Origin of the sequence: Brevibacillus sp. FSL K6-0770 (assembly GCF_038000275.1) — a bacterium.
In the GTDB taxonomy this organism is placed as follows: Bacteria; Bacillota; Bacilli; order Brevibacillales; family Brevibacillaceae; genus Brevibacillus; species Brevibacillus parabrevis.
In genome coordinates this window covers 5,780,404-5,793,925 of sequence record NZ_JBBOBQ010000001.1, presented here as the reverse complement: position 1 = coordinate 5,793,925, position 13,522 = coordinate 5,780,404, and the positions used below count along the sequence as shown (strand labels likewise).

Annotated in this window: 7 protein-coding genes; 5 read left to right on the top strand and 2 right to left on the bottom strand. The window is 52.8% G+C overall.

Annotated elements, in window-relative coordinates; translation table 11 throughout:
- Positions 1–16 precede the first annotated feature (16 nt).
- From NST23_RS27430 to NST23_RS27415, 4 genes are all read left to right on the top strand, one after another.
- Positions 17–922, top strand: a complete 906-nt coding sequence (locus NST23_RS27430; protein WP_254223257.1) for a hypothetical protein — start codon at positions 17–19, stop codon at positions 920–922.
- 470 nt (positions 923–1,392) lie between these two features.
- Positions 1,393–2,631 carry an MFS transporter gene (locus NST23_RS27425; RefSeq protein ID WP_217022053.1) on the top strand — a complete coding sequence of 413 codons (1,239 nt, stop codon included), beginning with the start codon at positions 1,393–1,395 and terminating at the stop codon, positions 2,629–2,631.
- Positions 2,632–2,818: 187 nt separating this feature from the next.
- The gene (locus NST23_RS27420) at positions 2,819–3,919 is read left to right on the top strand and encodes a nitric oxide synthase oxygenase (protein ID WP_122962406.1); all 1,101 of its coding nucleotides are present in this window, start codon (positions 2,819–2,821) and stop codon (positions 3,917–3,919) included.
- A gap of 269 nt (positions 3,920–4,188) precedes the next feature.
- Entirely contained in the window at positions 4,189–5,172 is a 984-nt protein-coding gene (locus NST23_RS27415) for an iron-hydroxamate ABC transporter substrate-binding protein (protein WP_340965033.1), read from the top strand.
- Positions 5,173–5,244: 72 nt separating this feature from the next.
- Here NST23_RS27415 and NST23_RS27410 read toward each other — a convergent pair whose 3' ends face one another.
- Positions 5,245–6,879: a family 10 glycosylhydrolase gene (locus NST23_RS27410; RefSeq protein WP_122962393.1), complete on the bottom strand. Its 1,635-nt coding sequence runs from the start codon at positions 6,877–6,879 to the stop codon at positions 5,245–5,247.
- A gap of 203 nt (positions 6,880–7,082) precedes the next feature.
- Here NST23_RS27410 and NST23_RS27405 point away from each other — a divergent pair, with 203 nt between their 5' ends.
- On the top strand, positions 7,083–8,033 hold the full coding sequence (locus NST23_RS27405; RefSeq protein ID WP_122962394.1) for an esterase/lipase family protein: 951 nt from the start codon (positions 7,083–7,085) through the stop codon (positions 8,031–8,033).
- A 77-nt stretch (positions 8,034–8,110) separates the two neighbouring features.
- Here NST23_RS27405 and NST23_RS27400 read toward each other — a convergent pair whose 3' ends face one another.
- Positions 8,111–13,519, bottom strand: coding sequence for a SpaA isopeptide-forming pilin-related protein (locus NST23_RS27400; RefSeq protein WP_340965030.1), 5,409 nt, complete (start codon positions 13,517–13,519; stop codon positions 8,111–8,113).
- Positions 13,520–13,522: the final 3 nt, after the last annotated feature.

The window sequence follows — 13,522 nt, the reverse complement described above, 5'->3', positions numbered from 1 at the left end:
GATGGGAGAGAAAGACATGAGAAGGAGCTTGTGTTTGTTGGCGATGCTGGTATGGCTGTTGCCGAGCCTGGTATCGGCGCACATCGTCAACGAGCAAAACTTGTACGACGACCTGCAATATTCCAAGGCGACGTCGCAGATCGTGTATTTGAGCGGCCTGGGAGTGATTCCTTACGATCATCACGGCTCGACGCTGTTTTCCCCGCAGGAGAAGCTGACGCGTGAAGAGCTGGCGTATTGGGCGGGAACGTTCGGGAAGCTGCAAGAGAGCGGAGCGGCCCGTACAGAAGTGACAGCGGCAGCTTTGGCAAAAGGACTCGTGCCCTCTTTGGACGGCAATGCCACGTATGCGGACGTCAATCAGGCTTACTTTGCAGGCAAGTTGGCTGTGCAGGATGCCGGACGTGAGCTGACTCGCGAGCAATTTGCGTTGTTTGTGTTCGAGCACAGAAAAGATGAGGCCGAAGGGAAAAGCTTGTACGACCGGGGCGGCTTTCTCGCGGGGCCAACAGGCAAAGTGGACAAAGTGAGCGTTCGCGAGGAAAAAGATGCAGAGGGCAAGGCTGCAAAAGTGTATTCGCTTACTGTATCTGGCGCCTCGTATGACGTGTCGGCGCATCCGCGCGTGCTGCAAGCGGCCGTTGACCCGGCAGAGTGGGAAGGAAGGGCGATTCAGGAAGCGTGGCTGATGAATGTCGCAGGCAAATCGCAGCCGCAGCTCCAGCTGATTCAGTTTGAACAAAGCGCCAATGCTTCCGCACAACCGGAAAAAGCGGCGAGTGCAGACCATGCGCATGAACACGCTGGTCATGAAGCGGCAGCCAGCAGTGACGAGTCGGGGTCATCGCTTGCTCCGCTGGTGATCGTAATCGTTCTGCTCGTGCTTGTCGGCGGCTTTTTGTTCACGCGAAAACGGAAATAAAGCCGCAGCCGCTATGGCGCTATGGATAGCTATAGGGAAAGCGAACGAAACGGGGCTTTGTCAGGGTCGGTCTGGCGAAGCCCCTGCTTTTTCTTGCGGGCCGGACCGAACAGATCAAGCCAATCTAATCCATAACTCGAAAATGGATTGACAGTGGTGCAGGCCGCGTCTTAGGATAGACAGTAACTCAGCATGTTTGGATGGAGGTTCTGTTATGTGGTATGTACGCATGCGCTAATCAGGCACGGACGACTCGCCCGTTTTTCGATGGGTTATTTGTCATGCCTGCATAGTCAGCTTGCGTATTCCTCCAAAGCTCCCTGCCTGATTCGTTGTTAGGCAGCTCTTTCAAGTGCTTTGATGCAGCAAGCTTTCGCACGGATGACACCCCCTCGGACGGGACGTTCTCCGTGCTTTTTTGCGTCCAAAAACGGATGCCGCACTTGAATGTCCACATGAGGAGGATGTATATGAATACGAAAAAAGACAGTTGGAAGAGAACTTTTTATACGATTTTTGCCGGGCAGGCTTTCTCGCTTCTGGGCAGTGCCGTTGTTCAATTCAGTATCATCTGGTGGCTGACAGAGGCGACAGGATCAGCGGTGGTGCTGACCATCGCTTCGATGGCCGGCTTTTTGCCCCAGGCTTTGATCGGGCCTTTTGCCGGAACGATTGTGGATCGGCTGGATCGCAAAAAAATCATGATAGCCGCAGACATGTTCATTGCCTTTGTCAGTCTTGTCCTGGCTATGTTGTTTTTCGCCGGGATGGAGCCGCCTGTTTGGGCCTTTTACGTGATTCTTGGCTTGCGTTCGATCGGAAGCGCGTTTCACATGCCGTCCATGCAAGCTTCCATCCCGCTGATCGCGCCCGAAGATCAGCTGATGAAGGTGCAAGGCTGGATGCAGACGCTGACCTCTGCCGTACACATGGCGGGTCCGATGCTCGGTGCCTTTTTACTGGCCTATTTCTCGATGGAAGCAGTGCTCTTGCTCGATGTTTTGGGGGCGCTGCTGGCAAGTGCCGCTTTGCTGATGGTGCATATTCCGAATCCTGAGCGCAGCGCGCCGGAGGAAGGCGCGAGCGGCATGCGCAGCGAGATCAAGGCAGGGCTGCGCGAACTGATGAAGTCAAAAGGCTTGCTGGTGATCACAGCGGCAATCGGGTTCACGACGTTTGTGTATGTGCCGGTCGGGGCATTGTTTACTCTTATGGTACTGAATCATTTTGGCAAAGGGGCGTGGCATGCCGGAGTGGTGGAGTTTTCTTTTGCGGCAGGTATGCTCGTCGGCTCGCTGCTTTTGGGCAGCTGGGGTGTCAAGCGAAATCGCGTGTACTTGTTGACAGGCGGGATTGCGTTGCTGGGAGCGGGACTGTTCTTCGCGGGGCTGTTGCCTGCGTCCGGATTTGTCGGGTTTGTGCTGCTGTCGGGCTTGATGGGGGTATCGGGACCATTGTTTGGCGGCCCGTTTGCGGTGCTGTTGCAAACGACGATCGACCCGGCTGTTCAGGGGCGAGTGATGTCTCTTGTGAACAGCCTGATGCTGATCGCGACGCCGATTGGTTTGTTGGTGGCAGGCCCGGTAGCTGAGGCAATCGGGGTGGACAGATGGTTCTCGCTGTCCGGTATTGCCATTGTGCTCATCGGCTTGTGCCCCTTGCTCTTTCCGGCAGTGAGGGAGCTGAAGGCATCCGCAGCGAGCCAGTAATCACGTGCATACAAGCAGCCAAGGTCACGCATGGTGGCTTTGGCTGTGTTTGTGTCAACGGAGTGGATGGAGGTTTTACAGTTATGTGTCGAAATGCCTGTGAGATTGGTAATGCAAGCCTTGTAAATTTATAATGAAGGTGTACATGAACAGCGAGGAAGCGCCTTTCAGCGGGAAAGAGGGTACTATGGAACCAGATCAACGGATTGAAGCAGCTCAACACTTTATCCGCACCTGCTACAGCGAATTGAATAAAACAGAGGCCGAGACAGAGCGACGTTTGCAGCAAGTCCGGCAGCAGATGGAGTCACAAGGCTACTATGAGCATACAGAGGAGGAGTTGCGTCACGGGGCGAAAATGGCCTGGCGCAACAGCAATCGGTGCATTGGCCGCTTTTTCTGGGAGTCGCTGATTGTGTTGGACGAGCGCCATGTCCAGACAGAGGAAGAGATGGCGCAGGCGTTGCTGCGACACATCGAGTTCGCGACGAACGGCGGAAAAATCCGGCCGACGATCACCGTCTTTGCAGCGGAGACACCAGAGCGCCCAGCCATGCGCATCTGGAACCATCAGCTCATTCGCTATGCCGGATATGAAACCGAGTACGGCGTACTGGGCGATCCGATATCGATTGAATTGACGAAGCTCTGTATGAGCTTGGGCTGGCAAGGCGCTGGCACTCACTACGACATTTTGCCGCTCGTCGTACAGATCGGGGATCGCAAGCCGCAGTTTTTCGAGATTCCGCCTGAACTGGTCATTGAAGTGCCGATTACTCATCCAGAAATAGCAGGCTTTGCGGACCTTGGCTTGCAATGGTACGGCGTGCCGATCGTGGCTGATATGCGAATGGAGATCGGCGGCATGAATTACTTGGCGGCGCCATTCAACGGCTGGTACATGGGAACGGAAATCGGCGCGCGCAATCTGGCAGACGAATATCGCTACAACATGCTGCCGAAAGTCGCAGAGGTCATGGGGCTGGACACGAGCCGGGAAGCGACGCTTTGGAGGGACAAGGCGTTGGTCGAACTGAATGTGGCCGTCCTGCATTCTTATAAGGAAAAAGGCGTGTCGATTGTCGACCACCATACAGCCAGTCAACAATTCAAACGTTTTGAGGAAAGAGAAGAAAAAAATGGCCGGGCCATTACAGGAGACTGGACATGGCTGATTCCGCCGATTTCTCCTGCGGCTACGCACATTTTTCACAGCGCGTACGACAACAAGCTGGAATCGCCGAATTTTCATTACCAGACCAAACCGGAATGGCCCCAAAATAAGTGATCGAAGATGTCGCGGACGACGGTTCGCGGCATTTTTTTGTAAAGAGGAAGCCTCCGCCAACAGATTGCCGAACCCAAAATCCAAAGGTTTTTACTGGATGTAAAGGCGCGATGCGGGCAGAAAAGCGCCGCCATGAAGCTTGCACAGCGTTAGAGCTGTAATGGATTTACAGTGATTTTCTTCGACAGAACAGTGGCGAAATCAGTAAGATGTGATAAAATCATAACGATAATGATTATCATTATTACAGAAGATGGGGGAGATTCACTTTGCGCAAAACCGGGTTTTACAAATCAAGCTTGCTGGCGATCATGCTGGTTCTCGTAGGGATTTTGTCGGCTTGCGGACAAGCTCCAGCCAATAACGCCGCTCAACCAGCGCAGGAACAAAAGGCTGCTCCGGCGGCGACCGAAAGTAACAGTGAATTTATCACGTACCAGGCTCCGAATGGAGAGGTGAAAATTCCGAAGGACGTGAAACGATTAGTTGTGCTTGCCGATATTTACGCCGGAGATTTCCTGGCTTTGGGAATCAAGCCGATTGCCGTTACCGATCACGTCTTGCAAAACCCGTACATGAAAGGCAAACTGGACGGCGTGGAAAGCGTTGGCGACGGTACTTCCGTTGAGAAAGTGCTGAGCATGAGTCCAGATTTGATCATCGTGTTTGAAGGCGATGCCAATACGGCAGAGTTCTCCAAAATTGCTCCGACCGTTGCTGTTCCTTACGGCAAGAAAACGTTCCGCGAGCAGCTTCAAGAGTTCGGCAAAATGACAGGCAAAGAAGACAAAGCCAATGAATGGATTGCGGCTTGGGACAAGAAAATTGCTGATCTGAAACCGAAAGTACAGGCGGCGGTAGGAGACAAAACCGTTGCCATCCTTCAGCCTTACGCCAAAGGGATTTACGCCTTCGGACACAACTTCAGCAGGGGCGGCGAAATCATTTACGGCGAATTTCAGTTGAAGGCTCCGGCTGCTACGCAAAAAGTTGCCATCGACACTGGTACGGGCTGGGCAGATGTTTCGCTGGAAACACTTCCCGACTTTGCGGGTGATATCATTTTCACCAGCGGATGGTCTGGAGATGATACCAATCCGGATGGCGTGTATGAGAACAGCGTATGGAAAAACCTTCCTGCTGTAAAAAACAATAAAGTATTCCAGCTCGACCGCGTCGGCTCGTATTTTAACGACCCGATTTCGCTGGACGCGCAGCTCGATTTCTTTGTAGAAAAACTGACGCAAAACTAGGCCAATTCAACAGAAAACCCCCGAACCGGACAGCGGCAGAACGCTAATCCCGGCTTGGGGGTTTGTCTGTTTTTAACGGTTGTAGTAACTGCTGAGAGCTTGCAGCAGACCGAGCGGATTTTTGCGCAAATCTTTGGCGCTAAAGAAGATGCTGCCTTGCACTTCCGGAACGGATGCGTTGAAGTTCAACTGGTTGATAATTTCCTGCGAGCTTTGCCAGCCTGCCTCGGCTGTTCCCAGCTTGTAAGGAGAGTGGCCGATGAAAAGCTTGACGTTGGTTCCGCGCACCTCGTCTGCCCACCAAGTAACGAGCTTGTCGTACTGGGCTGGTGCAAAGGAAAGGCTCCAGTAAACTTGCGGCGTTACATAATCCATCCATCCTTGCTTGATCCATGTGCGCACGTCGGCATACATGTTGTCGTAGGCGGTGACCCCTGCTTTCGTGTCCGAGCCTGTCTGATCGACGGCGATGTTTCGCCATACGCCGAATGGGCTGATCCCGAACTGAACGCGTGGCTTGGCACTTTTGATCGACTGGTTCAGCTGTTGGACGAACTGATTGATGTTGTCGCGGCGCCAGTCGGCTTTGGTCGCGATTTTTTTGCTGTTATAGGCTTTGAAGGCCGCGTCGTCATTGAAAGTGCCGTTGGACGGATAGAAGTAGTCGTCCAGGTGGACACCATCGACGTCGTAACGCTGCACGACCTCCATGATTTCGGCAATGATTTGCTGACGGGCTTGCGGAATGCCCGGATTGATGTACAGCTTGTTGCTGGAATTGACAATCCATTCAGGATGCTTTTTCGCTACATGCGTAGCGGCCAGCTGGTCGGTTTTGGCATCTACATTGGCGCGGAACGGATTGAACCAGGCGTGGAACTGCATGCCGCGTCTGTGCGTTTCCTCGACCATAAAAGCAAGCGGGTCATAGCCCGGATTTTTCCCCTGGGTGCCAGTCAAGTATTTGGACCAAGGCACCAGTGAAGACGGATACAAGGCGTCTGCGGAAGGGCGCACCTGCACGAATACGGCATTCATGCCCATCGCTTGCAGCTCGTCCAAAAGTTGTATGTATTCCTGCTGCTGCTTGCTCTGGTTGCCGTAGGAGCCAGTCGACGGCCAGTCCAGATTGTAGACAGTAGATACCCACACACCGCGCAAAGAACCGTTCTGGACAGGCGGGGTTGTCGGTACAGGAACAGAACCAGAACCGTTATTGCCGCCGGAAATATCTGCGGGCGGCGGTGTAACGACAGCCGTGCTGCCCGTCAACAGCGTAATCGTTCTTGTTTCCTGCGCCCAGTTCACTTGCAAGCCAAGCTGTTCGGAGACAAAACGGAGAGGAACCATAACCCGGCCCTGTCTGTTTTGAACCGAAGCATCCAGCGGGATCGTGCTGTCGTTTACGAGCGCGTAAGTCTGATTAATGGTCATGGACAGCACCGTGCTGTCTTTTAAAATCGTGGCTGTCTGGGAGTTTTGATCCCAGTATACTTCTGCGCCAAGACTTTCGCTGATGACCCGCAAAGGAACCATCGTGACGTTTACTTTCGGGATGATGTACGGAGCGACGTCGCTTCTGATTTGCTGCCCGTCCAATAAGATGCTGATGCCAGGAGCTGCCTGCGCTGTTTGCACAGATGTCCCCATCGCTGGAATACACAACACGAACATAAGCAAAAGCATGAACCACTTGCGTAACTTCATTTTGTGAATCCTCCGACACGTAATATTTGCGGCAAAACTCTCACTAAACGTTTGACGTCTTATTATATCGCTTTGTTACGGCGGAATGGGAGGAGAATTGAGTCGATTCGGTTCATTTCGACAAAAATAAGGTCGTTGGAACCACCCAAGCTGATGAGGAATAGGCAAAGACATAGCCATTTTTTAGGGAGAGGAATAACTGCATGAGTTTGTTTCTTTCACAAAAGGTGCCGATTGTGTTTGTTCCGGGGCTGTTTGGGTCGATGAACGATCAGATTATTCCGGGAACCGGAGACTGGAGCTTTGGACTTGCGCGAACTGCATATGAACCGTTTGTTCGTATGCTGGAAAATATGGGATACCGTTTAAACGAGCAGCTGTTTGTTGCCTTTTATGATTGGCGTCAACCTGTTGGCCTCTCCGCCGAGCAATTTCTTGTGCCTGTTATTCAATGGGCGAAGCAAAAGACTGGCTCGCCGTATGTCAATCTGGTTTGCCACAGCATGGGCGGGCTGGTAGCCAGGTCGTATGTACAAGGGGATGCGTATCAAAACGATGTGGATCAGCTGCTTGTTTTTGCCACGCCAAACGCAGGTTCTCCGATCAGTTATTGCTATTGGGCTGGCGGAAAGCTCCCGCGTTCGGTCCATGCCAAAAGAAATGTAGTCGAGATTTACATGAATGTATATCTGGCTTATTTGGAGCACGGAAGACCGTTCAAGCGGGTGCAGGCGATCCAGAAACATTTTCCGAGTCTGCTTGATTTGGTGCCTGCGGCTGACTATGGGGATTACTTGCTGGAGAAGAAAAACGGGGTCGAATCGTTCGTCCCGTACAGCAGCATGGTGGTCAGAAATGAGTATGTCGATCTGCTCAACCGTACGATGGGGATTATTTACGACCGCAACATTCGCGTCACGGTTGTAGCAGGGGTCGGGCACGAAACGATCCATTACTTGCGCACCGTCCCATCGTTGTCTCCGACAAAATGGGTCGATGGCAGAGTAGTAGGCTCGATCAACAGCAAAGCCGGGGATGGCAGCGTCATGGCAAAAAGCGTTTTTGCCTTGGAAGGTGACAAATATTACGTGGAAGCATCGCATCTGGATGTTTTGTATAAAAGCGAACCGCTCCTGTGGCAGCTCTTGGGATAGCAGCATGTACGGGGACGGAGGCAAGCAAGAAAAAGAGGACTGAGCCAGGAGAAGCTGGCCCAAGTCCTCTTTTTGAATTATACGGCGCTCTTTCTGCGATACAGCAAGATGGAAAGACCGATCAGCAGGGAGGAGATTCCGGCGAGCAAATAGCCCGTTGGTGCTTCCTCGCCAGTCTGTGGCAGCACATTTCCGCTTGGGAACGCTTCGTCCGCGTTGTCTTGTACGTTGGCGTTTTTCGAGCCTGCGGATTCGGTTGGCTGGGCAGGAGTGCCGGGGCTTGCTGTCTGCCCGGCGTTGTTCGTCTGCTCAGGGTTGCCGGATTGTTCGGGTGTGGCAGGTTGCCCAGGAGTACCGGAGTGCCCAGAAGTGCCCGGCTGTCCCGGAGTGCCCGGCTGTCCCGGAGTGCCCGGTTGTCCCGGAGTGCCCGGTTGCTCAGGAGTACCTGGCTGCTCAGGAGTATCTGGTTTGTCCGGCTTATCCGGTTTGTCTGGTTTATCCGGCTTTTCGGGTTTTTCAGGTTTGGTCGGCTCTTTCGGATCTGGATCGGTACCGCCGCCTGTTTTTACCTTGTTCTCCACAACGACTTCCACGTGTTTGCCTTTGGTTTGCCCTTTTTGGACAACAAAGGCGATCGGCGTGCTGTCTTTCTCATAGCCAGCTGGCGCTTTTGTCTCGATGAACTCGTATTTGCCAGGGTTGAGGTTCTCGACGATCAGTTCGCCGTTCTCGTCAGTTGTGAGATTGTCCTGCACGGTCCGGCCATTCTCGTCCTCCAAGGTGAAGACCGCTCCTGCCAGCTTGCGATTCGCATTTCCAGCCTTGACCTTGATCAGTTTGACTGAACCTGGAATCAGCTTGTTGGTCAGGGTGAGGGAGAGCGGATCGCCAGCGGTCAAGTCGAAACGCAGAGGGTCTGCCAGCTGATAGTCGGCAAGCGCCTTGGTTTCAACGAATTTGTACGTTCCAGGCTGAAGGTTCTCAACGTGGATTTTGCCATTCGCATCCGTAATCAATCCGCTTTGTACCACTTTGCCGTCTGCATCAACCAGATCGAAGGTGACACCAGCGAGTGGTTCCTTCGTAAAGTGATCGATTTTCAGCAATTCCACGGAGCCTGCCTGCGGGATTCCTGTAATGACTTGGTTTTCCGCGATGACTTCCACGTGTTTGCCTTGGACCTGGTTTCTTTTGATCTCGAAGGCGATTGGCTTGCTTGTTCTCATGTAGCCAGCCGGAGCTTTCGTTTCGACAAACTGATACTTTCCGGGATTGAGGTTCTCCACAATCAGTTCGCCGTTGTCATCGGTCGTCAATTCTTTCAGTTCCAGCCCGTCTTTATCTTTGACGGTTTGCCCATTTTCGTCCTCCAGGGTGAAAACGGCTCCCTTCAGCTTGTGGTTGGGATAGCCTGCTCTTACTTTGGTCAGTTTGATCGAGCCTGGAATCAGTTTGTTGGTCAAAGTAAGCGTCAATGTGCCTTCGTCGACCAGATCGAATTTCAGCGGAGCCGCCAGCTGATAGTCCGGGAGTGTTGTCTTCTCCACGAACTGGTAGCTTCCGGCTTTGAGATTCGGAACGGTAATTTTGCCTTCCGCATTCGTTGCCAATCCGCTTTGCACCAGTTTGTCGTCTGCGTCAAGCAGGTCGAAGGTGACGCCAGCGAGAGGTTCCTGCGTGAAGTGGTCGATTTTTAACAGTTCAACCGAACCGACGTTTTTCTCGTTTTTCATGGTGAGCTTCACGATTTCCGTCTGGTTGGCAACGATGGTGAATGTTTGCGGAGTGGTATCCAGTTTGTACCCTTTCGGCGCTGTTTTTTCTACCAGACGATAGTCGCCTGTTGGCAGATCACCTTTGAACAGCTTGCCGTCCGGTCCTGTCGTCAGTTCAGCGACGTCTTCGAATGTGCCGTTTTTATCGAACTGGAGCAGGAAAACGGCCCCGTCCAGTTGCTTCGCTGCATTTTCCGAGTCCACCTTGGTCAGCTCGAAACCTTGCCGCAGCAGTTTGTTTTCCACGGTGATTTCCAGCGTGTAAGGGACTGCGGGATCGGGCGTGCCGGAAGCTTTCAAGATAAGCTCTTTGCCGCTGCGGTACTCATCCGGGATGACGTAGCCAGCTGGCGCGGAAATTTCTTTCAGCTTGTAAGTTTTGTATTTGTAATTTTTGGAAAGGGCAAGACCATCGGCATCTGTCACGATTTTTTCCAGCAGAGTCGCTCCCGATTTGTCGTACAGCCCGAACTCTGCCCCGGCCAGAGGCTCTTTCGTGTCAGCGTCTTTTTTAATGACTTGGATGTGGCCTTTGCCCGGTGTGTTTGCCCCGCCGCCTGCACCGGACAATTTCACCTTGATGCCTTCATTCCCTTTATCGTCGACCCCGACAACGGTTTTGCCTGCAAAAGAAGCTTCATTGTCGATTTTTTCGCCGTCGTCAGCGTTGATAAACGACTGGTATTCGAGGATGTAGGCTGTGTGCAGTTCATTTTTGAACGTGATGGAAAACGAATTGCCTTCTGTGTGCAGCGTGTATTCAGCCGCATCCAGCTCGGCTGATTTGAACAGCGCTCCGTTGGCAGAGACATCGGTTGTGTACAGCTTGAAGGAGTCTTGCAGCAAAATTTGATTGGCAGACAAAGTATCCTTCAACTGGGAACCTGCCGCGATTTGCGACTGGCTCGGGTTGATCATGATGCTCCAGAATGCGTACTCAGATTCTGCTCCCGTACCTTGACGGCCTGTTTTCAGCAGGTAATCTCCGCCGTATTTCGGCTTCACAGTCGTTGATCCTGTGAAGAGCGGAGGGGTAGAGGTGTCACTGTCGTGCAACGTCGCTTTGTTTGTGTATTCGCTCTGGACCGGGAGATTTTCCAGGCTGGTTTTGTAGGTAATACGGACAGCGGATTTGATTTCGCCGAGGTGTATTTCAAAACCGTCGTTGCCGTTTTCCTTCAGCTTTTGGAAGTTGGAGAACGGAATTTCCTCGTCCACGACTTCTACACCGTTTGCTCCACCCGTCAGCTTCAGCTTGTAAACCTTCAGCGAGTTGTCCACGAAAGTTTGCTCGCCGCTGTAAAAGTCGCGCACAATCGCATTGGAAATCTGGTGAAGGTTGTAGTTCACATCGATTGTCCATGTAATTTCTTTCGTCTTGGCGTTGTATGTGCCCGTCTTGTTTCCGTTGTTCGTGGTGTAGCGGTCTGGAGTGACCGTAGCCGATTTGGTGATCGGTGTCTGTGGCGTACCGTTTTCGGTCCAGTTCAACGTAGCTTCGTTTTTGTAAGCGGTCGGACGGTCTTTGGACGTTGGATCGAATCTGGTTTCGTACGTGATCACATGGCTTTTGGTCAGTTTGTTCATGAACGTGATTTTAAAGCCTTTTGCGTAGTCGGGATTCGGTTCCAGCGTGTAGTCTGTGTCTTTTTGCAGCTCGTTCGTCCAGTCGCTGACTTTCACACTTTCCGGGATGAGTGTCAGCCCCTGGCCTGCGTAGTTGTCCGTGATGAACAGGCCCGCGTCCATTTCCCAGTTGTCGCCGTTGAGGTAGAGGGTCCATTCAATCGTTTTCTTGTCGTAATTGACCCGTTCTTTTTTGGCCGATTTCCAGAAAATTTCCTGGTTGATGTCCCTTGGAGCTTCCGCTGTATCGCCTGCGCTGTTTTCCACTTTGTTGATCACCGTGTATTTGTCTTCATGGACCCGCTTTTTCGCTTTGGTTTGGTAGACGATCTCGTAAGCTGTTGTCACGTCTTCGGCAAACTGGAGCTTGAAGCCAGTCGGAGTGTCCGTTACGGTGTAGTTTGTAACAGCTGCTCCCGCCTTGGTTGCCTTTCCGTTGTCGTCGATGCTCATTTGATAAACGGTGAAAGAGCCAGGCAAAAGCTCCTGATGATTCGTATCGAATGTGTCCGCGATCCAGGCGTTGGCCTGCGGGATCGTTTTCTCATTGTAGTTGTACTGGATCGACCATGTAATGGTTTGGGTTTCCGATTTGTAGTCAGGCGTACCTTTGGTCAAGGGCTTGCTGTACTTGACCGAGACGCTTGCCGAGTCTTTCAGGGCATCAGGAAGATTGCTTCCTGTGACAGTGGCCTGGTTGGTAAACGTTTGATCTTTGCTTTCCGTGATCTTGGTTTTGTACGTGACTCGATAAGCGCTGTTGATATCGCCGAAATTAATTGTAAATCCGTTGGCTGTCGTCAATTTTTCAGGGGTAAAGGAAGTGATTTCGCCCTTTTGATTGACGAGGCCGTTCAGATTTACTTCCAGCGCGTACACTTTGATGGACGTCATGTCGATTTCCAGACCGTTTGGAAGTTCATCTGTAAATACGGCGTCTTTTATCGGGTGCTCCCCTTGGTTAAAATCAACCGTCCAGTCGATTTCGCTGGCGTTCATCCCTTTGTTTGCTTTGGCTGCCTTTTTGATTTGAGTGTCGTTTTTGTTTTTGAAGTGAACCTGAATCAGGGCGACTCCGTCCAGTTTGAAGTCAATTTCCTGTCTGGTGCCCCCTTCAAACTTCAGTTCATCAAACTCGCGCCAAACAAAGAAGTAGCCGTTATCTACCTCTTGCCCATCGTTGATGGAATCGTTGAAGGTAAAAGTGACCTGTCCGTCTGTTGTCACCTCGTACGTTCCGTAGCCTCCGTCGAGGTCTCCGGTCAAGACGCGGTCTGTTTTGAATTTGTCCGGTAATGGAAAGGAGAAAGTAGAGCCTTCGGAATAAGCATGGCCTGCTTCCAGCTTCCATGTGAAGTCGATTTGAACGCGCGATCCCTGGTCCGGTCGGATTTCCTCGATGTTGTTCCCGTTTTTGTCCTTCATAACCACGCTGGTGATGATGTTCTCGGTTATGACGTCGCCTTGTGGGACAGGCACTTCAAGGACAGGCGGGGGAACGGGGGGAGCGCTTGGCGATGGCGGGACAGAGCCGTCGCCCGGGACGGGACCCGTGCCTGTGCCGGGATTTGTGCCGGAGCCGTCACCGGGGTTGGTGCCAGAGCCGTCGCCGGGGTTGGTGCCAGAGCCGTCGCCTGGGTTCGTACCGGAGCCGTCGCCGGGGTTGGTGCCAGAGCCGTTACCCGGATTCGTGCCGGAGCCGTCGCCTGGGTTGGTGCCGGAGCCGTCGCCCGGATTCGTGCCGGAGCCATCGCCTGGGTTGGTGCTGGAGCCATCGCCGGGATTCGTGCCGGAGCCGTTGCCCGGGTTGGTGCTGGAGCCGTCGCCCGGATTCGTGCCAGAGCCGTCGCCTGGGTTGGTGTCGGAGCCATCACCGGGGTTGGTGCCAGAGCCGTCGCCTGGGTTGGTACCAGAGCCGTCACCGGGATTCGCACCGGAGCCATCCCCCGGATTCGTGCCCGTTCCATCATCTGCTGTGGTTGCAACTTGCCCATTTGATGCCGCATGAGCTGTTGTTGCCATGCCAAAAAGGCTTTGCACAATGAGCAAGAAGGCCACAACAACTATCCAAGATTTCCTTCGCATAAG